At 63.5% G+C, this 22767-nt stretch carries 20 protein-coding genes; 5 read left to right on the top strand and 15 right to left on the bottom strand.

Features of this window, described 5'->3' with window-relative positions; all coding sequences use genetic code 11:
* Complete coding sequence (locus CUTER_RS06390; protein ID WP_047259731.1) at positions 1 to 1296, top strand: uracil-xanthine permease family protein; 1296 nt, start codon at positions 1 to 3, stop codon at positions 1294 to 1296.
* Between the two features lie 33 nt (positions 1297 to 1329).
* Here CUTER_RS06390 and CUTER_RS06385 read toward each other — a convergent pair whose 3' ends face one another.
* From CUTER_RS06385 to CUTER_RS11610, 5 genes are all read right to left on the bottom strand, one after another.
* Complete coding sequence (locus CUTER_RS06385; protein ID WP_047259730.1) at positions 1330 to 1593, bottom strand: HPr family phosphocarrier protein; 264 nt, start codon at positions 1591 to 1593, stop codon at positions 1330 to 1332.
* 95 nt (positions 1594 to 1688) lie between these two features.
* Positions 1689 to 2645: a 1-phosphofructokinase family hexose kinase gene (locus CUTER_RS06380; protein WP_236684683.1), complete on the bottom strand. Its 957-nt coding sequence runs from the start codon at positions 2643 to 2645 to the stop codon at positions 1689 to 1691.
* A gap of 121 nt (positions 2646 to 2766) precedes the next feature.
* Positions 2767 to 3558, bottom strand: a complete 792-nt coding sequence (locus CUTER_RS06375) for a DeoR/GlpR family DNA-binding transcription regulator (RefSeq protein ID WP_047259729.1) — start codon at positions 3556 to 3558, stop codon at positions 2767 to 2769.
* 138 nt (positions 3559 to 3696) lie between these two features.
* A complete protein-coding gene (gene lexA / locus CUTER_RS06370) occupies positions 3697 to 4389 on the bottom strand; it encodes a transcriptional repressor LexA (protein ID WP_047259728.1) in 693 nt (230 codons plus the stop codon).
* Positions 4390 to 4899: 510 nt separating this feature from the next.
* The gene (locus tag CUTER_RS11610; RefSeq protein WP_144412274.1) at positions 4900 to 5094 is read right to left on the bottom strand and encodes a hypothetical protein; all 195 of its coding nucleotides are present in this window, start codon (positions 5092 to 5094) and stop codon (positions 4900 to 4902) included.
* Between the two features lie 38 nt (positions 5095 to 5132).
* Here CUTER_RS11610 and nrdR point away from each other — a divergent pair, with 38 nt between their 5' ends.
* Positions 5133 to 5594, top strand: coding sequence for a transcriptional regulator NrdR (gene nrdR / locus CUTER_RS06365; protein WP_047259727.1), 462 nt, complete (start codon positions 5133 to 5135; stop codon positions 5592 to 5594).
* Here nrdR and hrpA read toward each other — a convergent pair.
* Positions 5591 to 9538 carry an ATP-dependent RNA helicase HrpA gene (gene hrpA / locus CUTER_RS06360; protein ID WP_047259726.1) on the bottom strand — a complete coding sequence of 1316 codons (3948 nt, stop codon included), beginning with the start codon at positions 9536 to 9538 and terminating at the stop codon, positions 5591 to 5593. The genes nrdR and hrpA overlap by 4 nt on opposite strands.
* 62 nt (positions 9539 to 9600) lie before the next feature.
* Here hrpA and CUTER_RS06355 point away from each other — a divergent pair, with 62 nt between their 5' ends.
* Together CUTER_RS06355 and CUTER_RS06350 are read left to right on the top strand one after the other, a co-directional pair.
* Positions 9601 to 10539 carry a DUF2189 domain-containing protein gene (locus tag CUTER_RS06355; protein WP_047259725.1) on the top strand — a complete coding sequence of 313 codons (939 nt, stop codon included), beginning with the start codon at positions 9601 to 9603 and terminating at the stop codon, positions 10537 to 10539.
* A gap of 66 nt (positions 10540 to 10605) precedes the next feature.
* Entirely contained in the window at positions 10606 to 11415 is an 810-nt protein-coding gene (locus CUTER_RS06350) for a hypothetical protein (RefSeq protein ID WP_047259724.1), read from the top strand.
* A 34-nt stretch (positions 11416 to 11449) separates the two neighbouring features.
* On the opposite strand, the gene CUTER_RS06345 is transcribed toward CUTER_RS06350, so the two are convergent.
* From CUTER_RS06345 to CUTER_RS06335, 3 genes are all read right to left on the bottom strand, one after another.
* On the bottom strand, positions 11450 to 12388 hold the full coding sequence (locus tag CUTER_RS06345) for a hydrogen peroxide-inducible genes activator (RefSeq protein ID WP_047259723.1): 939 nt from the start codon (positions 12386 to 12388) through the stop codon (positions 11450 to 11452).
* 74 nt (positions 12389 to 12462) lie between these two features.
* Positions 12463 to 15000 (bottom strand): DEAD/DEAH box helicase, encoded by a 2538-nt coding sequence (locus tag CUTER_RS06340; protein WP_047259722.1) that lies wholly within the window; start codon positions 14998 to 15000, stop codon positions 12463 to 12465.
* 63 nt (positions 15001 to 15063) lie between these two features.
* A complete protein-coding gene (locus CUTER_RS06335) occupies positions 15064 to 15999 on the bottom strand; it encodes a PAC2 family protein (RefSeq protein WP_047259721.1) in 936 nt (311 codons plus the stop codon).
* Positions 16000 to 16200: 201 nt separating this feature from the next.
* Here CUTER_RS06335 and CUTER_RS06330 point away from each other — a divergent pair, with 201 nt between their 5' ends.
* Complete coding sequence (locus tag CUTER_RS06330) at positions 16201 to 17304, top strand: DUF4192 domain-containing protein (protein ID WP_047259720.1); 1104 nt, start codon at positions 16201 to 16203, stop codon at positions 17302 to 17304.
* Here the strand turns inward: CUTER_RS06330 and galE are convergent.
* The 6 genes from galE to CUTER_RS11345 all read right to left on the bottom strand — a co-directional run bounded on the left by galE (position 17301) and on the right by CUTER_RS11345 (position 22718).
* Positions 17301 to 18284, bottom strand: coding sequence for a UDP-glucose 4-epimerase GalE (galE, locus tag CUTER_RS06325; RefSeq protein WP_047259719.1), 984 nt, complete (start codon positions 18282 to 18284; stop codon positions 17301 to 17303). The genes CUTER_RS06330 and galE overlap by 4 nt on opposite strands.
* A gap of 41 nt (positions 18285 to 18325) precedes the next feature.
* Positions 18326 to 19012, bottom strand: coding sequence for a metal-dependent transcriptional regulator (locus CUTER_RS06320; RefSeq protein WP_047259718.1), 687 nt, complete (start codon positions 19010 to 19012; stop codon positions 18326 to 18328).
* A 133-nt stretch (positions 19013 to 19145) separates the two neighbouring features.
* On the bottom strand, positions 19146 to 20141 hold the full coding sequence (locus tag CUTER_RS06315) for a sigma-70 family RNA polymerase sigma factor (RefSeq protein WP_047259717.1): 996 nt from the start codon (positions 20139 to 20141) through the stop codon (positions 19146 to 19148).
* A 153-nt stretch (positions 20142 to 20294) separates the two neighbouring features.
* Entirely contained in the window at positions 20295 to 20729 is a 435-nt protein-coding gene (gene dtd, locus CUTER_RS06310; protein WP_047259716.1) for a D-aminoacyl-tRNA deacylase, read from the bottom strand.
* A 1-nt stretch (position 20730) separates the two neighbouring features.
* Entirely contained in the window at positions 20731 to 22284 is a 1554-nt protein-coding gene (locus CUTER_RS06305; protein WP_047259715.1) for a DUF7782 domain-containing protein, read from the bottom strand.
* Positions 22281 to 22718, bottom strand: a complete 438-nt coding sequence (locus CUTER_RS11345) for a DUF3099 domain-containing protein (protein ID WP_047259714.1) — start codon at positions 22716 to 22718, stop codon at positions 22281 to 22283. Before CUTER_RS11345 ends, CUTER_RS06305 begins: the two co-directional genes overlap by 4 nt.
* Between the last annotated feature and the right edge of the window lie 49 nt (positions 22719 to 22767).

Genomic DNA, 22767 nt, shown 5'->3' with positions numbered 1-22767 from the left:
GTGAATACTGCTCTAGGTTGGACCGTCCACGGCGACGGCAAGACACTGAAACCCGGGGCAGTCGTAGCCCCCGACGAGCGGCTGAGCTGGGGCCGCACCATCACAATCGGCATGCAGCACGTCGTCGCCATGTTCGGCGCCACCCTGCTCGTGCCGACCCTCACCGGTTTCCCGGTCAACACCACACTGCTGTTTTCCGGACTGGGCACCATCATCTTTCTGCTCATCACCGGTAACCGACTTCCTAGCTACCTCGGTTCCTCCTTCGCCTTCATCGCCCCGCTGAGCGCATCCCAGGCTCACGGCATGGGGGCGCAGCTCGGTGGCGTCATGGTCACCGGCATTGCTCTCATCCTGGTGGGCTGCGCTGTCCACGTGGCTGGCCGGCGGGTCATCGATGCCGTCATGCCGCCCGCCGTGACCGGCGCCATTGTCGCGCTCATTGGCCTCAACCTGGCCCCGGCCGCCACCGCGAACGTTGAATCGCAGCCCCTGGTCGCCGGGGTTACCTTGGTGGGCATCCTGGGCTTCACGGTATTGTGCCGTGGCCTGCTGTCCCGGCTGAGCATCCTCTTCGGCGTCATCCTCGGATGGGTCTTCGCTGCCGTCACCGGCAATTTGGCGGATGGTGCCGCGGAGGCGGTCCACGCCGCGGCATGGATCGGCCTGCCGGAATTCACCACGCCGGAGTTCCGGTTGTCGGCCATCGCGGTCACCCTGCCGGTGCTCATCGTGCTCATCGCGGAGAACGTCGGCCATGTTAAGTCGGTCAGCGCCATGACGGGGCGCAACGTCGACGATCTCTCTGGTCGCGCCCTCATCGGCGACGGCCTGGCTACCACCCTGGCCGGCGGCTTCGGCGGTTCCGGTACCACCACCTACGCGGAGAACATCGGCGTCATGGCGGCCACTCGTGTCTACTCCACGGCGGCGTATTGGGTGGCTGCGCTCTTCGCGATCGCCCTCGCGTTCATCCCGAAGTTTGGGGCCTTGATCTTCACCATTCCCACCGGTGTGCTCGGCGGAGCGACCCTCATGCTGTACGGCATGATCGGCCTGCTCGGCGTGAGGGTTTGGATGGATAACAAGGTCGACCTGGCGCACCCGGTCAACCTTGCCGCGGCCGCAGTGGCGATGATTGCGGGCATCGGAAATCTCACCCTGCCGGTGTTCGGGGTTCCGCTGGAGGGAATCGCGTGGGGGTCCGTGGGCATCCTCGTTGGCTACCCGATCCTCATGTGGTGCTACCGCCACCTCGGTGAGGGGCGCTACGTAGTGTCGCTGAAGAACAACTAGGCCAGCGGCCGTTGGGCCGCTGGAGAGGGAGGCTTAAGAAAGCTCCGCTGCGATGAGAGCGGCGACCTTTTTCACGGCCAGTGGGTTGGCGCTGCGGACCGTGACCTCATCGCCGCAGCGGGCGCCCATCGCCATAATCATGAGTGTGGAAGAGGCGTCGGCGTCGTCCTCTCCCTCGTCACCGACAAGGTGCAAGAGCACGACATCGTCGAATCCCGCGGCGGCCTCGGCAATGAGAGCCGCTGGGCGGGCGTGCAGACCGACGGTAGAGCCGACAGTGACGGTGGTGGAAGCCACGGCGAAGGATCCTCTCTCGGACTTCGAGGTTGTTAACTGGCTCCATCCTAAGCGCAGGTTGGGGTCTACGTCACCTACCGTCGGCGCTACTGGTCTCAGACAAGCTGCACGACCTCGGTACGCTCAAGGTCGATAACCGAGCTGTCGGGAAACGCCGTGCCAAGCAGGCTGGCGGTGGCGGTGCCAAAGGCGATCGCTTGGCGAGCTGCGTCGGGGCAGGTTCTCCCCGCTGCACGGCCGATGAGATACCCGGCCAGCGACGCATCCCCGGTGCCCACCGTGGTGCGGACCCGGGCTGGTGGGGGAGTAATCTTCCAGGCTCCGGAATCAGTGACCAACACCCCGCCGGCGGGGCCGAGGGTGACCAGCACCTCGTGAACGCCTTGATCGACGAGGCGAGCGGCGCCCTCGACGATGGGGCCAACGTGTCCAGCCAGCGCCAATTCTTCGAGGTTGCGCCCGTTGGTGCCGATGAGCTGGCCCAGTTCATGGCTGTTCGGCTTCATAATCGTCGGTGCCGCTACCGAAAGATCATCGCCCAGTGCACGCAGCGGGCCGTCGGAAGTATCGACGGCGATAATGACGTCGGCATTGCGGGCCCGAACCTCGCTGACCAATCGGCCATAGAAGTCCTCAGGTAGTCCCGGCGGCAGCGACCCGGCAGCGACGATAATGTTGGCGGCATCGACGTGTTCGAGCAAAGCGGAAATCAATATCTCCGACGTATCCGCCGGCACGGCAGTACCGGGGCTGTTCACCTTCGCGGTCGAGCGGTCATCGGTGATGGTGACGTTGATCCGTACCGGTGCATTCACGGCGACGCGTCGGGAAGGAATACCGCTTTGCTCAATCAGAGAGACGAAAGGGTCCTGGTGCTGGCTCGGGTAGAGCGCCAACGTCTCCTGGCCGGAAAGATAAGCAACATGAGAGACGTTGATCCCCTTCCCGCCGGCCGCCTGGCGTAGCGACTGTGCCCGGTTGACCGTGTCCGTACTCAGGGGCGCGGTGAGTTCCATAGTGACGTCGATGCTTGGATTGGGCGTCAGCGTCACGATCACGAAGGCTAGCTCCTGGTCAATGGGGCGGGGTGAACGTGGGCAGGCGCCCACGTCACGTGAGTTGTTTCTTCATTAATCCTGGCCAAGGTGGGTGTGATTGTCCAAATTGACTGGTCTAATCCAGGTTCGACGAGGCAATTACGACCTCGATCTCGCGCTCGCGTAGGCCTTCAAGGAAGGATTCCGGGGCGTTGGCGTCGGTAATGAGGGCATCGATACTTGTCGTCGGAGCGAAGCTGACCAGGTAGTCATTGCCCAGCTTCGTCGAGTCACACAGCACAACCACCTTGTGGGCGTTGATAACCATCGCCGACTTCACAGAGGCCTCCTGCGGGTCCGCAGTCGACAGCCCGTGGTCCAGGGTGAGCGCGTTCGTGCCGATGAAGGCCACGTCGGCACGCATAAGCGCCAGGGTTCGCAGTGCCGGGTCGCCCACCACGGCCTGGGTGATGGCCCGCACGGTTCCACCGAGCAATTGAACGTCGGGAGCGTTCTTGGTGGACAAGTACAGCGCTATGGGCAGCGAGTTGGTGACGATCGAATACTGCGGGCCGGTGGCGGACTCGACCATCAGTTCCGCCATGGCATTGGTGGTGGTACCGGAGTCGAGGAACACAGACCCGCCCGGGTTGGGCAGGAACCTCAAAGCCGCGCGGGCGATAGAGAGCTTCGCTGTTTGGGCAGAGCGGGAACGGGTATCGAGTGAAAACTCGGTGGTCTGGAATGACTGACTGGCCACCGCGCCACCGTGAACGCGGTGGACGACGCCTTCTTTGTCCAGCGCTGCCAAGTCACGCCGGATGGTCTCCGCCGTGACGTCGAAGCGCTCGGAGAGCTCCGTGACGTTGACCCGCCCTTCGACGGCGGTAAGGGATGCGATCTGGCGGCGTCGCTCTTCTGCGTACATGCGGCTCCATTCACTGTCCGAATGCCTTTTGGTACTACTACCGATTCAACGCGTGAACCGAGGAAAAGGTGCCCGATTACCCCCGAATGGGCCCAGTGAAAGGTGGTGGCCGCGGTGGATACCGGTTAAATCGGTGCTTTAGAGCCGACGGAAGACCGCTACCACTTTGCCCAGGATCTCGGCGTCGTCGCCCGGGATCGCATCGAAGGCCTCATTCTTGGGGAGCAGCCACGTGCCACTGCGGTCTCGGTGAAGTTCCTTAACCGTGGCTTCCCCGTCGATCATCGCGGCGACGTATTCGCCCTCCTCGGCGACCGGCTGGGAGCGGACTACTACCCAGTCTCCGTCGAGGATCCCGCCGTTCTTCATCGACTCACCCACCACTCGAAGCATGTACAGGTCGCCGTCGCCGACGAGTTCGGAGGGCAACGGCAGGTGACCCTCCACGTTCTGTTCAGCGAGGATGGGGTTACCAGCTGCGATCCGGCCGATCACCGGGATATAGCTCGGGGTCGACGCATCGTCGGGGACGGACTCATCCGCGTGGCGGGAAACCGGATCCGGAGCGTCGGTGTTGTGGAGGTGGCGAATATCGACCGCTCGCGGCTTGTTGGGGTCTCGCCTCAAGAAGCCCCGCTCTTCCAGGGTGGACAACTGGTAGGCCACCGAGGAGGTGGACTTCAGCCCCACCGCGTCGCCGATTTCGCGGATGGTCGGCGCGTAGCCGCGCAGTAGTACGGCGTCGCGGATCACCTCCAAGATCCGGCGTTGGCGGGCGGTCAAGGTGGCCGGATCGGGCTTACGGCGGCTGTTGCGAGGGGCGGGGGACATGGGATCTCCTTCGGGAGTGGATGTGTAAGCCGGACGTGACTGACGATGGACGTCACGGTGGCATCTTTCGTTACCGTCATGTTTACCACAAAACCGCCAGTGTGTTCGACGTTCTACCCACGGGGTAGACAAACTGGCCTCATGGGTCTACGCTTCGAACATGTCAACGAAGGTCGAACGTCTGGCCGAATCTCACGGTCAGGGTATCGGGGCCCTCCTATACTGCGTGTAGCTAACCGGAAAGCCCCGTCTCGGAAGAAGGGTGGTATGGCAATGTCGCGCGACGGTGATCTGCTTAATCAGGTTTATCCAGTATCTTCTGGGCAGGAGGTGGCTCCAGCGGCGCAGTGGGACGGACCGGTAGGCGGTGTTCATTGCTGGCGCGTTCGGTCTGTCCGCACCCTTCGCCCAGCCACCTTTGGCGGGTCTCATGTACGTTCCTGTGTTCGTTCATCGTCGTTCTCTGATGCATCCGATGACTCGACCAACGAGGAACGTCGAACGATGATTCTAGGCCTCCTTTTCGGTGCTTTGATGGTCCTCAGCGGTGTAGCAGGCTTTGGATACAGCGGTGTACTGCAGTTTCCTGAGGATGCGCAGACCGTCACCGCCGCGCGCCCCTAAGCAGCTCCAACCATCGCAGACGCCCGCCAAGCACACCGTCGACGTCTCGTCACCGGAGGCAGCAGCGCACACTACGCTCATAAGCGAAGAAGCCTGGCTGGAAAGGAAACCCGTTCGCCGTGTATTGCCCCTTTTGCCACCATCAACAGTCGCGGGTGATTGACTCTCGCGTGATCGACGCCGGAACGTCCATCCGGCGGCGTCGGGAGTGCACCGAATGCAGCGGTCGGTTTACGACCATTGAGAAGGCCGTCCTCCGGGTGGTCAAGCGCAACGGCATCTCTGAGGATTTCAGCCGCGAAAAGCTCATTCGCGGCGTCCGCCGAGCTTGCCAGGGGCGGGACGTCTCCGACGATGCGTTGAAAAAGCTCGCGCAGGAGGTGGAAGAGACCGTGCGTGGCAAGGGCAGCTCGCTTGTCCACGCCAATGACATCGGCTTGGCGGTGCTGGAACCGCTGCGCAAGCTCGACGAGGTCGCCTATCTCCGCTTCGCATCGGTGTACAAGTCCTTCGAAAGCGCGAAGGACTTCGAGGCCGAGATCCGTGCCATGCGTCGGCACGACCACCGGGACGAGGTCTAGGACAGCGCGTCGATCGCCTTACGCACCCGTCGGGCTGACACCTGGCGGGCCGTGCCCAGCCGCTGCGCGAACAAACTCACCCTGAGCTCCTGGAGGTCCCAGAGAATCCTTTTGACCGCTGGCTGCTTAGCCCGATCCGCAGGAAGAGCGCGGAGCTTTGCGCGCAGGTAGGCGATCACCTCGTCTATCTCATCCTGGCGGTCAGCGTCCCGGTCAGGGTCGAGGCCCATGTCGTCGAGCCTCATGCTCATCGCCTGGAGGTAGCGCGGCAGATGCTTGAGGTTGTCCATCCCGTGCACGGTGATCGCCCGTGCGGGCAGAAGGAAGTCCAGCTGGGCTGTCATATCGTCGATTCCCGGCCCGGTCCATCGCGCTAGCTCCTCGCGGACCCGGTGGTAAAGCACCAGAGCCCCTGCCACGCTCACCACCGATTGGCGAACGAGACCCGGAACATCCGGGGCCACCGCGGCTCGCAGGGTTTCGAAAGCCTCGGGATCGCGCACCGGGCCGCCGTGCGCCCGCATAGAATCCCGGATGGCCGCCACCCGGGCGTCCTCGACGAGCCCCTCCGCCCCGCCATGGGGGTAGCGGTCTACCGCTACCCGCTGTTTGAGAGGCAGCCCCTTAACCATCTGATTGGTGTTGACCGAGATCGCTCGCATGAGCATGGTCAGATTGGCGGTGAGCAGCGAACGCTCTGCTGCGGCCTCGGTGGGAAAGACCTTCACTTCCACGCCGTCGTGTGTGATCGACAGTGCCGGATAGGCATCCACGCGATGGCCGTCGACGGAAGTCGTCACCGTCTTAGGCACCGCCCCGAGGTTGTCGGCCGTCCACGTGCGGACCACCTCAGATTCGGCGACGCGGGCCGCCTTACTCACGGAGGAGCGGATCTGCTGCTCACGCCGCTCCCGGAGGGCGTCGAGGTCCTTGTCGGAATCGATGACGCGACCGCGGCGATCCACTGCCGCGTAGGTCATCCGCAGGTGCGGCGGAAGCTTGGCTGGTTGGAAGTCGGTGCCGTTGATCCCAGATCCGCCAAGTTCGCGTAAGACATCGGCGAGTTGAGTCGTTATCGGTGATTCGAAGGGGATGAGCTTGTCGACGGCTCGGCGGGCGAAGTCTGGTGCGGGCACCACGGACCGTCGTAGCGCTTTCGGCAGGCTACGGATGAGCTCGGTGAGGAGTTCCTCGCGTAGACCAGGAACCAACCATTCAAAATCGGCGGCGTCGATTCCCGCCAGCATGGGCACGGGGATTCGCACGGTGACGCCGTCCCGGGGATCACCGGGTTCGAAGACATACGTCAGCTCAAAAGGGACCGACCCGGCGCGCCAAGTATCGGGGAAAGCTTCCTCGGTGACGGCGTCGGCTTCCTCAGACAGCAGTGCCTGCGGATCAAAGCGCAACAGGTCCGGGTCCTTGTGCTGCTGTTTCTTCCACCACGAATTGAAGTGGGCAGCGGTGGTGACTGTGGGCGGGATGCGGCGGTCGTAGAACTCGAAGAGGCTGTCCTCATCGGCGACGAGACCCCGGCGACGGGCCTTGTCCTCCAGCGCTGCGGCGTCGGTGAGTGCCTGCTGGTTGTCTCGATAGAAGCTGTGGTGGGTGCTCCAATCGCCCTCGACGAGGGCGTGACGGATGAACATGTCCCGGGCGGCGGGCGCATCGACGCGGTGGTAGGGCACGGTGCGGTCTGCGTAGATCGTCACTCCGTAGAGCATCGCCTTTTCGTGGGCGATAGCTGCTCCTTGTTTGCGGGACCAGGATGGTTCGCTGTAGACCCGTCGGATCAGGTCCCCGGCCAGCTCCTCTACCCATGCCGGCTCGATGGCGGCTACCTCCCGGGCCCACAGCCGGGAGGTTTCCACCAGCTCGCCAGCCATGACAAACTCGGGAGGCTTCTTGGCCAAGGAAGAACCGGGGAAGATCATGAAACGGGTGCCCCGCGGTCCCTGATACTCCCGGCCGGCCTTGGGTTTTTTGTTCCCCGAGCGCGCGGGGGAGGCCTCGCGGTCATCCCGGGCGCCGATGTTGGACAACAGCCCGCTGAGCAGGCTTCGGTGGATCGACTCGGCATCCCGGTTCACCGACTGGTTCTGCCGCGCCTGCCACCCCATGGAGCGGGTGACGTCGCGCAGCTGGCGAACCAGGTCATACCACTCCCGGATGCGCATGTAATGGAGGTATTCGTTTTTCATCCGTTTGCGGAACGCGTTGCCGGAGAGGTCGTCTCGCGAGGCGTCGATGTAGTCCCACAGTTTCAGCGTGGCGAGGAAGTCTGATTGTGGATCTTTGAACCGCGCATGGGCTTGGTCCGCCTGCGCCTGCTTCTCCAGAGGGCGTTCGCGCACGTCTTGGATGGTCATCGCGGCGACGAGCACCATGACGTCTGCGGTCACGCCACGCCGGTCAGCCTCGACCAACATGCGGGCCATGCGCGGGTCAACGGGGAGGCGGGCCAGGTCACGGCCGATGCGGGTGAGCACCGGCAACCCGTGGGATTCTTCGGGCGTTAAGGCACCGAGCTCTCGCAGGAGCAGCAGGCCGTCGCGCACCGCCTTGGCCTCTGGGGGTTGGACGAAGGGGAAGTCCTCCACGGCGCCGAGGCGCAAGGAAATCATCTGAAGGATGACACTGGCCAGGTTCGTGCGGAGAATCTCGGGATCAGTGAATTCCGGGCGGGAAGCAAAGTCCTCCTCGGAGTACAGACGGATGGCGATGCCGTCGGCCACGCGGCCACAGCGCCCGGAGCGCTGGTTGGCGCTGGCCTGAGAGATCGCTTCGATGGGCAGGCGCTGGACCTTAGTGCGCGTGGAATAGCGAGAAATCCGGGCCGTGCCAGTGTCAACGACGTAGTGGATACCGGGGACGGTCAACGACGTCTCAGCGATGTTGGTGGCTAGAACAATCCGACGCCCGGCGTGGGGAGAGAAGACGCGGTGCTGCTCCTGGTTGGAAAGCCGACCGAACAGGGGGGTGGCTTCGACACCGCGCCAACGTCGGGCGGCGATGGCTTCCATGGCGTCGCGGATGTCGCGCTCGCCGGGAAAGAAGCACAGAATATCCCCGGGGCCCTCGGCCATGAGTTCCTCGATGGCGTCACACAACCCGTCGAGCGGGTCCTGTTCTACGAGCCGGCCGCCTTGTTCGGTTTCGAGGGGCCGGTAGCGAATCTCTACCGGGTAGGTGCGTCCCGACACCTCGATAATGGGCGCCGGAGTGCCGTCGGCGGCGGCGAAGTGCTCAGCGAACCGCTCGGGGTCAATCGTCGCCGAGGTAATGATGACCTTCAGGTCGGGCCGCTTGGGCAGCAGCCGCTTGAGATAGCCGAGGAGGAAATCGATGTTAAGGCTGCGCTCATGCGCCTCGTCAATGATGATGGTGTCGTAAGCGTTGAGGAAGCGATCACGTTGCATCTCGGCGAGCAAGATGCCGTCGGTCATTAATTTCACGGCCGACGTGGCAGACACCCGATCGTCAAAGCGGATGGCGTAGCCGACCGAGTCGCCAATGTCCTGGCCTAATTCCTCGGCTATGCGCTCGGCGACGGTCCTCGCCGCCAGACGACGAGGCTGGGTGTGGCCGATCAACCCCCGGCGACCCCGACCCAGTTCCAGGCACATCTTTGGGATCTGCGTCGTCTTTCCGGATCCGGTCTCGCCAGCGATGATGACCACCTGGTTGCCGGCGATGGCCTCCATAATGTCTTCGCGCCGCGCGGAAACCGGCAGCTGCTCCGGGTAGGTGATATCCGGGATACCTGCGTCAATGGCCGCAACTCGGGCGCGGGCCTCGTCGATCTCCAGTCCGATCTCGGTCAGCGCCTGCGCGGAGCGTGCCTTGCCGAGCCGGCGGCGGAAAGCTCGCTCGTCAGCAAGCCGGAGGTGGGGGAGAATCGCGATAAGGTCTCGCTTGCTGCGAGGGGATTCGTTAACAGTCATAGCTAGGAGATGAGCCTACCGCGTCTTGGCAGGGAAAAAACTAGTCAGGTACATTCGGGCCTATGACGACACCAGGTAACGACGACTTCACCCCCTATCCTGGAACAAACCATCCTGAGGATCAGCCCGGCGGCCTGAGCTACGGCGCGAGCGCAGCAGGCCGCCTCGGCCCCGACGGGTACGCCAACCCCGGCTACGCTGGTTCCTACTACGGAACCCCGGGGCTGGGCGACGCAGCTGCGGAGCGGCCGGTGGGCACGGGGAAGGTTCATCCTTTCAAGGCGCTGTCCTGGGGAATGTCCACGGCGTTTGCGAATTGGCGGTTGTGGATCCTTCTGCCCTTGGCCTTCATCTTGGCGTTCGCCGTGTACGGCCTGGTCAATGCTCTGTTGAGCGAACCCGCCTACGGGGAGGTGCCGACGACGAGCCCGATCTCCACCTGGGTGACCTCTGTGCTGGCGTTCATTGGTGGTCTTTTCCTCATTAACGCCCTGGTCCGGCAGTTGGATCGTCCGAAGGTGGGGTGGAGAGACCTCGTTGAAGGCATCAATCTCTGGCCCTTGGTGGGCGTATCGCTCGTTGTAGGCCTCATCAATGGCCTGCTTGGACTGATCTTCGCGGGCGCTTTCTTCAAGACGGTCTTTACCGCTAGTTCTGAGGAGCTCAAGGACCCGGCCGTGCTTCAGGGGTTCTTCCTCGGTATCGGCGCCTATATGTTGGTGAGCCTTGTTGTCTCGCCGCTGCTCGTTTTCGCCCCCTATTACGTGGCCGATCGCCAGGCGGGTGTGTTCTCCGCCGTGGGTAAGGGCTTCAAAGCGTCGTTGCGTAACTACTTCAGCCTCCTGCTGTTCTACATCGTGGTTACGGTCGGAAGCGTCCTGATCACCATCATCACTTTCGGTATCGGCACCATCTTCATCTACAGCGGGTTCATGCTCGCGGTCGCTTACATGTACCGCGAGGCCGCCGAACTGCCGGTCGGGGTCAACGCCAGGGGCTAGAATCTCCTCGCTTTGAGGGCCGGATATCGCAGCGTAGGCGACGTCCGGCGTCGTATATTTGGGGGTATGAACACGCCTCTAGACGGCGCCGTCGCCGCTGAACTCGAATCCGGCTCGCCTCGGATTGTGGGCGCCGGAACAGTCCATCCGCTTCAGGCACTGTCCTGGGGCATGACCGCGGCCTTCGCCAATTGGCAGCTGTGGATCCTGCTGCCTGCGTCGATTGTCGCGGCCTATCTGTTGTCCGAAGGCGTGCTCGCCAGCTCCTCACTGCTGGCTCACGGCGAGCTAGCTTCGCTCACTCCCGTCATCACAGTTGCGTCGTCGTTTCTGCCGCTTCTCGTGGGCCCATTTGTGACTAATGCCGTGATCCGTCAGCTGGATCGGAGCAAGGTAGGCTGGGCGGACCTGGTCAGAGAGGTCAACTTCTGGCCGCTGCTGGGTATCACGCTGCTCATTGCCGCCATGAACACCGTTATTTTCGGGATCTTTGAAACGCCCCTCTTCAGTTCCTTCTTTGCCTTGACACCGGACACGCTGGCCGACGCGGCCGCGTTTCGAACCTTCCTTCTCGGCCTCGGTCTTTACTTCCTGGTGAGCACGTTGGTCTTCCCGCTCTTCCTCTTCGCCCCTTACTACGTGGCTGATCGCCAAGCAGGGGTTGGTGAGGCTCTCACCAAGGGGCTGCGGGATTCTCTGCGGAACTACCTACGCCTGGTGCTCTTCTTCCTGCTTATGCTCCTGGTCACAGTGGTGGTGTCCTTCATGACCCTGGGCGTCGGGTTCGTCTTCGTCGTGGCCGGCTTTTTGCTAGCGGCTGCGTACATGTACCGCGAGGCAGCTGGACTGCCCGTGGGTGTTGCCGTCAAATACTAGAAGCCCAGTCAGCGCGGCCGGCGAACTGCCGGTCCTACACCGTCGCTATGGAGCGCTGGAACGCCTCGACGATGGACGCGCCGAGGGCGCGAAACTCCTCTTCCCGGGCGCTCGACGCCCGGTAGGCCAGGCCCATGGTTCGACGGGCGGTCACCGAATCGGCGAAAGAGGACAGGGCGATGCCCTCCCGGGTCCGCTCCGAGGAGAAGGCGGATTCGGGAATCAGCGTGGCGCCGAAGCCTCCCGCCACCAGCTGGATGATCGTCGTCAATGACGTGGCCCGGGTCAACGAGCTAGAGGCTTCGGAGGGGTTGATGTGGGCGCGGCGGCACAGGTCGAGGACCTGGTCTCTCAGGCAGTGGCCGTCGTCGAGCAGGAGCAGGTCCAACTCACTCAAGTTCGCCAGGGTCAGGTCATCGCGGCCGGCCAGGGGATGCTCTGCGGGGACGACGACGGCGAAGTCCTCAGTGTAGAGAGGAAAATCGACGATTCCGTTGGCCTCCGAGGGTACGGCGAGCAAGGCGACGTCGAGTTGGCCATCACGCAATTGGCTCAGCAGATCTCCCGTCTGCTCTTCGATGATGCGCGGCGCCATGTCGGGAAAGCGTTGTTTGAGCAACGGCAGCAGCTCCGAGAGGATGTAGGGTGCCGCGGTGGGGATGATCCCGATGGATAACGGGCCGGTGAGAGTGCCGGTGGCTCCCCGAGAATGGGCGAGGAAGGCGTCGGCGGCCTCAAGAGTGGCCTTGGCGTAGGGCATGAGCTCAAGGCCGGCGGAGGTGACGATGACGCGCCGCGTGGAGCGTTCGATGAGCTGGAATCCGAGCCCGGTCTCCAAGGCGACAAGGGCCTGGGAGAGGGAAGGTTGGGAGATTCCCAGGGCCTGGGCCGCGGTACCGAAGTGCTTCTTTTCGGCGATGGTGACGAAGGTCCGCAACTGCGCGAGGGTCGGACGATACTCCTTAGGGCTCATAGCAGACACTATAGACTATGCCTATCGCCGGTCAGTAATAGGTGGAAACTATAGTCCTAGCTGTCCTCGCTGCCTTAGCTGTCGACGAAACGCAGCTCCGAGAGCCTGACCTCCCCGGCGGCATCGGAGGCATCGAGGTCCACCGTCCCGACGAATGCGAAGCCATGATCGCCCTCGGGATCCTTGATCACCTGCCGTACCTCCCACGTCCGGCCCGTCTCGGTTAACCGGAAGAACTCGGCGGAACGTGCGGCCTGCGTGATGTCGACGTCGTCGTATTCGTCAAAGTAGGCGTCGAGCGCCGCCGGGAAGTCCGGGGCGTCGTCGAGGTAGGCCGTCATATCCGCGAGTTGTTCCTCCTTTTCGAAGGCGAAGAGATCGACCAGGCGGAAGAAGTAATTGCGCACCATGACCGTGAACGCGCGACGGTTGGCAGTGAGTGCGTCCGGGTCCTCGACGCCGAAGGCGAGTTCTCGCTGCAGATCCTCCTTCGAGATCGGGGTGTCTTCATTGCCCATCCGGGCCCATTCGTCAATGAGTGACGAGTCCACCTGCTTGATGAGCTCGCCCAGCCACTCGACAATGTCCGCTAGTTGCGGGGTGAGGTACTCCTGCGGAACCGAATGGCGCAACGTGCGCCAGGCGTCGGTGAGATAGCGCAATACCACCCCTTCCGAACGGGCGAGCTGGTAGGTAGCCACCACGTCGGAGAAGGTCATCGCCTTTTCGATCATCTCGCGCACTATCGACTTCGGAGAGAGCTCGAATTCCTTCACCCACGGCTGTGTCTCGGCGAAGGTATCGAACGCCTGCTCCAGCAGCTCTTCCAGTGGCTTCGGATACGTCACTTCCTCGATGAGCGCCATCCGCTCGGTGTAGTCCACCCCTTCCGCTTTGAGAGCGGCGATTTCCTCGCCGCGAGCCTGGGATTCCTGAGCCTTAAGAATCTGGCGGGGATCATCGAGGATGGACTCGAAGACGCTGATGATATCCAGCTCGAAGGTGTCAGAGTCCGGGTCGAGCAAACTCAGTGCCGCCAAAGCGAATGGCGACAGCGGCTGGTTGAGCGCGAAATCTCGGGGAAGCTCGCGCAGCAAGTGATAAGTCCGCCCGTAGCGGTCCGGCTCCTCGCGACGCACTGCCAGGCCGGCGTCCAGCAGGCCCCGCATGAGCGCAATCATGGTGAGGATGTCCTGATTCTGCTTGGCACGGGCGTCATGGTTGGTGCGCAGTAGGTGACGCAGGTGCTCGTAGCCGTCGCCATGGCGCTCCAGCACATTGATCAGCATGGAGTTCGAGACTTTGAACTGGCTGGTCAGTTGCTCTGGTTCGGCCACTGTGAGCCGGTCAAAGGTCTTTTCCGACCAGCTCACTTCGCCATCACGGGCAGACTTTTTGCGGATCTTCTTGAGCCGCTGGGGATCGTCGCCGGCGCGCCGGCGCAGGCGCGCATTTTCGATCTCATGTTCCGGGGCTTCGACGACGACGGTGCCTTCCGTGTCGTAGCCGGCCCGCCCGGCCCTGCCAGCGATCTGGTGAAACTCCCGAGACTTCAAGATGCGCTGGCGGTGGCCGTCGTACTTCGCCAGCCCCGTCATCAGCACCGTCCGAATCGGAACGTTAATCCCCACCCCCAGGGTGTCCGTCCCACAGATCACCTTGAGCAGGCCAGTCTGAGACAGCTTTTCCACCAGTCGGCGATACTTCGGCAGCATCCCAGCGTGGTGGACGCCGATTCCCTTGCGCAGCAGCTTCGACAGTTGCTTGCCGTAGGTAGTAGTGAAGCGGAACCCGCCGATCTCTTCGGCGATGGCCGCCTTGTCCTCAGGTGACAGCAGGTTAATGCTGGTCAGCGCCTGGGCGCGTTCGGTGGCCTCTCGCTGGGAGAAGTGAACAACGTAGATCGGGGCCTTACCCGCCTTCATGAGTTCCTCGATGGTCTCATGTACGGGGGAGAAGACGTAGTGAAAATCCAAGGGCACCGGCCGGGTGGACCCGGTGACGAGGGTGGTGTCGCGGCCAGTGCGCTCGGAAAGATCAGCTTCCAGTCGGGTGGTGTCGCCGAGGGTGGCGGACATGAGGACGAACTGGGTGCGCGGAAGCTCCAGCAGCGGCACCTGCCATGCCCAGCCGCGCTCGGGATCTGAGTAGTAGTGGAACTCGTCCATCACCACCTGGTCGATGGCAGCGTCGGCGCCGTCGCGCAGGGCGATGTTAGCGACAATCTCAGCGGTCGCCGCGATGATAGGGGCGCCGCCGTTCACCGTGGCGTCGCCAGTCATCATGCCGACGTTCTCCGGGCCGAAGGTTTCACACAGAGAGAAGAACTTCTCGCTCACCAGGGCCTTAATAGGCGCGGTGTAGAAGCTGCGCTGCTGGCGAGCGAGGGCGATGTAGTGGGCGGCGTTGGCCACCATGGACTTGCCCGAGCCGGTGGGCGTCGCGAGAATGACGTTATCGCCGGCAAGCACCGCCAGCGACGCCTCCTCCTGCGCCGGGTACAGCGATATTCCGCGGCTGGCTACCCAGCGGGTGAAGGAGTCGAAGATGACGTCGTCGAGCAGGGACTCGGGAACGTCAACAAGGTCGGCGAGGGAGTCGGCGAGGTTCACCCTTTCCACCGTAGCGGAGTGGGCGGGGTGCCCGCGGTGCGACCTACGGGTGGCCTATCCGGCCTACTCAGAGTCCGACCCGTCCTCGATCTCGGCGAGGAAACGCTCGAACTCCTTGCCGATCTCTTCGCCACTCGGGATAGCGGACTCACCCGGCAAAACCTCGCCCGGGTGGTCTTCCCGAAATCGCTCCAGCTCTTCGTCATAGTGCTGCTCCAAGGATGCCACCACCTGGGCCACCTCGGGGTTCTCCTGGAGGTAGTCATCAAGCTTGGCGTTAGCACGGTCGATATCATGCTCCAGGCTGCGCAGCGGGAACTTCAAACCGGTGACCGAGGACAACGAGCGCAACAGCTGATACGGCGCCTGAGGATACGGCCATGAGGCGACGTAGTGAGGGACGTGAGCGGTGTAGCCGGCGGCGGGCAGGCCCCGCCTCGTCATCTCGTGCTCAATGAACAACGACGCCGACCCGGGCAGGACCAGCTGCGAATCCAGGGTGTACAGGTCCTTGGTCAACGCGGCGTCACTACTGTGAGCGGACACGACCAGCGGGCGGGTATGCGGCACAGTCATCGGGGCGCCATAGACACACAAGGTTGCCGAGACGTTGTACTTCTCCGCCAGATCAGCCACCGCGGCGGTGAACGCGTTCCAACGCATATCCGGCTCGGGGCCGGAAAGTAGCAGGAAGGGCGTGCCCTCGGTGTCCCTGGCCACCCGGAGATCCAAGCAGAGCTCCTCGGCGTGGACGATGGCGTTGTCGTTGATCGTGATGGTTGGCCGACGCGAGCGGAAGTCGACGAGCTCATCCGTATGAAAAGACACGAGTGGATGCGTTTCTAGGGCGGCCTTGAGATGGTCGGAGGTTCCGGACACTGCCACACCAGCGTCGGCAAAACCCTGGAGGGCCACGATCATGACGGGCCCTCGGGCGCCGTCGGCTTGCACTGCGGGCGCCGGGTATTCGAGTTCGTACATCGACGATTCATCTTGCATGATGTCCTCCTGGTGACGATTCTAAAGCCTCCGGGACGGCTCGGGGCGGACCTGGTTGGTAGTCCGATTCAACCACGACGCGGCCTGTGCTATTCCCAGACCTGTGGATAACCGACGACGGCTGCCCATTATTCGAGGCAGTAGGGAAGTGCTGTGGACAGTCGAGGCGGTGGTGGTCGACGGGCAGCCACACTCAACGCCATGAGCACATGCACACCGGCGTCTCCGCCGCACCTAACCAATCCCGGCCATCTCCTGTCCTGCCTACCCGGCCTACTCGGTTTCTACCCCTCGCACTCGTTCATTCTGCTCGGCCTCTATCCGATCGGTGGAACCACGCACCAACTCGGTCCGGTCCTGCGGGTCGACGTGGAAGCACTCAACGTTATCCGCCCGGAGGACTTTCCCCCGATCGTCCGAGACCCGGGTATGAGTCTCTTGGCATTCATCGTCGGTTTCCCACCCGATTCGGAGCAGGCGGAAACCGCAGCTCAGAAGGCCAACCGGCTACTTGACGGCGTCGCAGCCACAAGCGGCGCCACCGTGCTGGGTGTCTGGGCGGCGGAGGAGATCACTCACCAGTCGCCCTACCGGCTCGTCCCGCCGGCGAGCGACGACGCGCCGGTTCGCGCCCCTGCCGGAACGCCGTGGGAGCGCGGCACGATCCCCGAGATCGTTGCCGCCCCCAGCATGGAGCCTTGGCGAGCACATGGTCTGTTGCCCGAGATCAGGAGAGAGGATCATTTCGGGCACTTCACTACCGCGCATCCGGCGTTATCGGTGGCGGAGATCACCCAGCTCACTCGACAAGCGAGCGACGACGCCGCCGACGCGTACGGATCAGCCGAGGCGTGCCGGGCGCTCCTGTGCGATTTGGAGGACTACCTCAACGGCGACCAGCCTCCAGAAGGCGGGGAATTAGGCCTCGACTACGCGGCGTTACGCTGCGCGGCTACGGTCTGTGCTCATCGCGGGTTGCGCGATGCTGCGGCGAGCGTGGCAATCGCCCAGCCCGACACAGCAACGGAGCTTTTCGCGGCGGTAGCCTCGGCGGTGACCGGATCGCTGCGGGTCAATGCGCTCTGCCTCTACGCCCTGGCTCGGGCTACGGTCGGGCCCTTGGCGTTGGCGACCGCGGCCTTGGCCACGGCGGCCGAGGAAGCCCCCGAACATACATTGACGCGGCTGCTTCAGCAGGCTTTTTCGGTTGGGCTGGATGACGTGGTCCTTGACGCGATTAGAGCCGGCAGCGAGGAAGCTCGCCGCCGGCTCTACAGCCCAATTATCCCTGATGAACTGCCTTAACGACGTGCGCTATGCATGCCGTCGCCGAGGGCGGACGTGAAGGCCCAGGCGTCCTCGATGATGGTGCGCAGGTCAGTGCGCGTGGGGTTCCAGCCCAGATCGTTCTTGATCTTCTCGGAGGAGGCGATGAGGATCGGCGGATCGCCGAGGCGGCGCGCAGCGAGCTCCGCGGGGATCGGGTGGCCGGTGACCTCGCGGCACATCTCGATGACTTGCTGGACCGAGTAGCCTTCGCCGGATCCGAGGTTGTAGATGCGGTGTTCGCCGGGCTTGTTCGTCTCGAAGGCGAGCACGTGAGCATCGGCCAGGTCGCGGATGTGGATGTAGTCACGAACCGCGGTGCCATCATCGGTCGGGTAGTCGTCGCCGAAGATGTAGATCTTGTCCCGGTGTCCGAGGGCCACCTGGAGCACGAGCGGAATGATGTGGGTCTCGATCTTACGATTCTCGCCGATGGAGCCGTAGGCGCCGGCCACGTTGAAGTAGCGCAGGCTGGTGGCGGCAAGGCCGTGGGCCTTGCAGTAGGAGGTGATCGCGTAGTCGATCGACAGCTTCGTCGCACCGTAGGTGTTGGTGGGGGCGGTCGGCATGTCCTCAGTGATGGGCATCTGCTTCGGCTCGCCGTAGGTGGCAGCCGTGGAAGAGAAGACCAAGTTGGTCACTCCGTGCAGGCGCATGGATTCGAGGAGCTTGAGGGTGGTGCCGACGTTGTCGCGCCAGTACTCCTCCGGCACTTCCATCGACTCGCCGACCAGGGAACGGGCAGCGAAGTGGAACACGCCGTCGAAGTGCTGGGATTCGAGGACATCGTCGATGACGTCGGCGACATTGCCTTCCACGAAGGTGGCAGCGGCCGGGACGGCGTCCCGGTTGCCGGTGGTGAGGTTGTCGATGACCGTGACCGAGTGGCCCGCTTCTGCAAGAACAGCCGCACAGACACTACCTACGTAGCCGGCGGCTCCAGTAACGAGAACGTTCATAAGCCCCACTATAGGACGATGAACGCTGTCGTGGCAGGAGGTTATTTCAGCAGATCAACGCGCACGGCGTGGGTGAGATCACCGGGAACGAATACGACGTGGCCAGCGCCGGTAGTGAGCTCCGCGCCGTCTGCTACGAGCTCGACGGTCACCTCCGAACCTGGGTGGATATCGGCGACGGCAAAGTCGCGGAACACCTCAGAATCGACCTGGAGGATCTCGTTAAGCTGAGCCACCCGCACGGCGGTGGGCTCGGTAATGTCCAGGTCGGACAGCCGCTGCGAAGTGTTCTCCAAGGGATCCACGGAGACGCCGAGCTGAGCCAACCCGGGAATGGGGTTACCGAAGGGGGACGTCACCGGGTCGGAGACGATGTCGACTACGCGGCGCTCGACGTCCTCGCTCATCACATGTTCCCAGCGGCAGGCTTCGTCGTGAACCTGGCTGATGTCGAGGTTGAGGACGTCGGTCAGCAGCCGCTCGGCGAGGCGGTGCTTGCGCATAACCTTGACCGCAAGGTCACGCCCCAGGGCCGTCATCTTGAGAGAGCGGTCCGGACTGACCAGCAGTAGGCCGTCGCGCTCCATCCTGGCGACGGTTTGGGAGACGGTGGGACCGGACTGCTCGAGCCGCTCGGCAATGCGAGCGCGAAGGGGAACGATGCCTTCTTCTTCGAGTTCGTAGATGGTCCGAAGATACATTTCCGTGGTATCAACGAGATCTTTCATAGCGAGCTGTAGCCCTTTCTTGCAGCACACTGCCGGTAATAACCATCATACTAAGACTAGCCAGGGTAAACCCTCAAGTTGGAAAGATTATCTGCCTTGGCCGATTGATTGCTTGTTCCTATGTGAAGGCGGGTTAGGCATACTCCCGTAACCGCTCCGCGCGCTCGCCGGCCCGCAGCTTCATCATGACCTCCCGCTCGATCTGACGAACCCGCTCCCGGGACAGCCCGTACCGGCGACCAATCTGGTCAAGGGTGCGCGGAACCCCGTCGGTGAGCCCGTAGCGCAGTCGAATGACGTCCTGCTCGCGTTGTTCGAGGGTGTCGATGACGTCGCGGATATCCTCGTGACGCATCGTGGCCACCACGGCGGTCTCCGCGTCCGTCGCTTCCGTGTCCTCGATGAAGTCACCCAGCGGGGCCTCCTCGTCGGCTCCAACGGGCATATCCAAGCTCACCGGGTCACGCGACTGACGCAGCAGCATCTCTATCTTGGACTCGTCGATACCGGATTCGTCCGCAAGTTCCTCGTTCGTGGCCTCGCGGCCGAGGGATTGATACATCTCGCGCTTAATTCGCGAGAGCTTATTGACCTGCTCTACCAAATGAACGGGAAGGCGGATGGTGCGAGACTGGTCGGCCATGCCTCGCGTGATCGCCTGCCGGATCCACCACGTGGCGTAGGTGGAGAACTTAAAGCCCTTGGAGTAGTCGAACTTCTCCATGGCTCGAATGAGGCCAAGGTTGCCCTCCTGGATGAGGTCCAGCAGTGGCATACCGCGGCCGGTGTAGCGCTTGGCCAAGGAAACCACCAGGCGCAGGTTTGCCTCCAGGAGGTGGGAGCGGGCCTTGCGGCCGTCGCGGGCCAGGATCTTGTAGTCGCGCTTTTGCGCACGCGTCAAGGTGATGTCCGGGTTGTCGAGCTGATATTGGGCGTACAATCCGACCTCGATGCGTTGCGCGAGGTCCACCTCTTCCTCCGCGTTGAGCAGAGCCGTTTTGCCAATGCCGTTGAGATAAACCCGCACCAAATCCGCTGACGGGTTATCGTTGGTCTGGTTCCGGCGACTACCTGGGTCGATGTCCTGCTCGTCCTCGTCGTGGTGGTCAGAGATGGCCGGATCTGACATGTGGGGTCCTCCTCGTAGTCGCGATCTACATTGTCTAACGGCGAGGCTGAGGATTTAGTTCCGGGGTATCCGATCAGTCGAGGAGGGCACACAACGTGCTGGGCTTATGGGAGTCGTTGCAGGTCGTGGTCACCCCCTTAAAGGGGTGTTGGTTTAGGTTTCGACTAAGAGCGTAAACGGGCCGTCGTTGACGGAGCTGACCTGCATCATGGCCCCGAAACGCCCCTGCTCCACCGACAGGCCCCGGTCGCGTAGCTGCCGAATGAGCTCGGCGATCATCGGTTCCGCCTGATGACCCGGAGCCGCGTCCGACCACGACGGGCGGCGGCCCTTGGCCGTGCGTCCCTGCAGGGTGAACTGGCTGACCACCAGGATCGGGGCGTGAACATCCGAGGCGGACACCTCACCATCGAGCAATCGGAGCTCGGCTATCTTTCGCGCCATAGTGGCCACGGAGGCGTCGTCATCGTCGCGCCCCACGCCGACGAGCGCGAGCACCCCGCCGGTATCCGGCGCGGAGATCGCCCCCACGACCTCGCCATCGACCCGGACCGTCGCCTCAGTGACGCGGGTGAGAACAGCCTTCACCTTAAATCTCCTCGATAAGATCAGCGGGAATGAGTAAGCCGTGGCGCACCAGGTCAGCGCAGGCGTCCACAGCTTCGGCAACGAGAACCTCGCTGCGATCGTCGTCGAGCCCTCGCGCTACCGCAAAGAGCTCGACGGTTTCCGCCAGACTAAGGCCGTGTGGGTGCAGACCGGCGACGATCGCGGCCAGCGCCTCATCGACGTCGTGGCTGAAACGGGGACCGTCGGTGCGGGTGAGCCGCAAGGCGGCCGGGGCGAAGCCCTGCTGGGCGTCGGTATCCGCAACCGACACCTCCTCGCGGGCCAGCCCCGGACGCACCTGGTAGCGCGCCCCGGCGAGCTGGTCGCGGTCACGCTCGCGCAACCACGCGATCCGGTCGAAGAACTCAGCCACCTCATCGCCGAGGCCAGCAGTCGGTCCGGACAACTCCTCGGCGGTCACCTCGCTGGGCACGTCACCGATATTCTCGAGGGCGAGGAAGCCAACGCCGATACCCGTCACCCGGTTGTCTTCAAAGAAGTCCAGCCACTGATCAGCGCGCCGCTGGTACTCCGCGGAACGAGGATCGAGGGATTCGTCGCACAGCCACGTGTGAACGTACAGCTCCGGGTCAACGACGTCACGTTGCAACACCCACGCAGCCACGCCCCGAGCCGGAAGCCAACCGGCGACCCGAGACTGCCAGGCTTCGCCTTCGACGTGAGCCCACGCCGACAGTACATGCGCGCGCCCACCGGGGGTGAGAAACTCCGGCGCCTGGGAGGCAACTAGCTGGCTGGCGCCGTCGAGCGCCAGCCCGGAGTCACGGTAGACGTGGCCCACCTCCGGACGGCCAACGACGAAGGGCGGGTTCGCCACAATGCGGTCGAACCGACGCCCGGCCACTGGCTCAAACCACGACCCCTCCACAAGCTCCACCGACGTTGCCGACTCGCCACTGGCCGATAAGGAAGCCCGCGCGAAGGTCAACGCTCGGGGATGAATATCGGTCGCGGTCACCGACTCCGCCCGGTCCAAGTGGAACAGCGCGAGAACTCCCGAGCCCGTACCGAGGTCCAGCACGGACCCGGTAGGGGAGCTGGGCACCGATGCCATGAGGGACACACTGGCCGCACCGATCCCCAGAACGTGATCGGGCCCGGGAATGTGCTCGACCATGGATGCGTCCAGGTCGGAGAGCACGTACCTGGTGCTGCCGGCAGCGTCGAATGCTCGGACGTCGATGAGGAGCCGGACTCCGTGAGCGTTGCGCTCGGCGGCGCCGGCCGACAACAGATCAGCCAGGGTGGGCACGCCGATAACTGCCGCGACGTCGCCCTCAGGCAGGGTGTCGTGAAGCAGCAGCCACCGTATCAACACGCCCATCGAGGTGGTGACGTCGGCTCGGCGCCGCGTCGCGGCCGCATCTCCTCGGTCTAGCGCTGCCGTCGCGCCGGGCCCCAGCGCCTCGGCGATGCCGGCCGGGCTGAAGCCGTGGCGGCGCAACGCCTCTCCGAGGCTATGACCTGCCCGCTGCAACGCCTCGTCGCTGTGGGCCGAAAAAGCAGCATTCATCGATTCTCGGGGCCTTCCTGGTGGGGGACATCGGGGACGTGGTCGATAACCTCGGACACTGGCGCCGAGATCGCCGTGTAATGGTGCTGCTCCAGCCACTCTTGCTGGGCGCGCGCCACCGCCGGCTTATAAACCCCCTTCATCCGGGGATCCTTCTTCGGGTTCTTCTCGTTGGCGAAGACTACCGCGATGAGCGGAGTCGGCACCGCCAGGATGAAGAGCACGACCGTCAGCCACACATTGTCCCACACCCAAAACGCCACCCCACAGAGCACCAGCAGCGGGACGCGGCTGAGATTGACGATGAGATACCACTTGCGGCGGTGGGCGCGTTGCTGATGGCTGGACTGTGGGGCGCTGGTGATTAATTGCGACGGGCGCCGAAAGGGCCGCCATCTAGCGCTCAGACGACCGTTGCGTGGGTCAGCATCCATACCCTCACAGCGTATAGACCCCGGCTCTGCCAGGGCGTCGCGGGTGGGG

The organism is Corynebacterium uterequi (assembly GCF_001021065.1).
In the GTDB taxonomy this organism is placed as follows: domain Bacteria; phylum Actinomycetota; class Actinomycetes; order Mycobacteriales; family Mycobacteriaceae; genus Corynebacterium; species Corynebacterium uterequi.
This window is presented reverse-complemented; position numbering and strand designations above follow the sequence as displayed.

Bases quoted from the DNA above. Each gene is read 5' to 3' on its own strand.
- CUTER_RS11345 (WP_047259714.1), bottom strand. From the start codon at position 22,718: ATGGATGCTGACCCACGCAACGGTCGTCTGAGCGCTAGATGGCGGCCC.
- lexA (WP_047259728.1), bottom strand. From the start codon at position 4,389: ATGTCCCCCGCCCCTCGCAACAGCCGCCGTAAGCCCGATCCGGCCACC.
- CUTER_RS06375 (WP_047259729.1), bottom strand. From the start codon at position 3,558: ATGTACGCAGAAGAGCGACGCCGCCAGATCGCATCCCTTACCGCCGTC.
- CUTER_RS06330 (WP_047259720.1), top strand. From the start codon at position 16,201: ATGAGCACATGCACACCGGCGTCTCCGCCGCACCTAACCAATCCCGGC.
- CUTER_RS11610 (WP_144412274.1), bottom strand. From the start codon at position 5,094: ATGAGCGTAGTGTGCGCTGCTGCCTCCGGTGACGAGACGTCGACGGTG.
- CUTER_RS06350 (WP_047259724.1), top strand. From the start codon at position 10,606: ATGAACACGCCTCTAGACGGCGCCGTCGCCGCTGAACTCGAATCCGGC.
- CUTER_RS06305 (WP_047259715.1), bottom strand. From the start codon at position 22,284: ATGAATGCTGCTTTTTCGGCCCACAGCGACGAGGCGTTGCAGCGGGCA.
- CUTER_RS06345 (WP_047259723.1), bottom strand. From the start codon at position 12,388: ATGAGCCCTAAGGAGTATCGTCCGACCCTCGCGCAGTTGCGGACCTTC.
- hrpA (WP_047259726.1), bottom strand. From the start codon at position 9,538: ATGACTGTTAACGAATCCCCTCGCAGCAAGCGAGACCTTATCGCGATT.
- CUTER_RS06315 (WP_047259717.1), bottom strand. From the start codon at position 20,141: ATGTCAGATCCGGCCATCTCTGACCACCACGACGAGGACGAGCAGGAC.
- galE (WP_047259719.1), bottom strand. From the start codon at position 18,284: ATGAACGTTCTCGTTACTGGAGCCGCCGGCTACGTAGGTAGTGTCTGT.
- CUTER_RS06320 (WP_047259718.1), bottom strand. From the start codon at position 19,012: ATGAAAGATCTCGTTGATACCACGGAAATGTATCTTCGGACCATCTAC.
- CUTER_RS06335 (WP_047259721.1), bottom strand. From the start codon at position 15,999: ATGCAAGATGAATCGTCGATGTACGAACTCGAATACCCGGCGCCCGCA.
- CUTER_RS06355 (WP_047259725.1), top strand. From the start codon at position 9,601: ATGACGACACCAGGTAACGACGACTTCACCCCCTATCCTGGAACAAAC.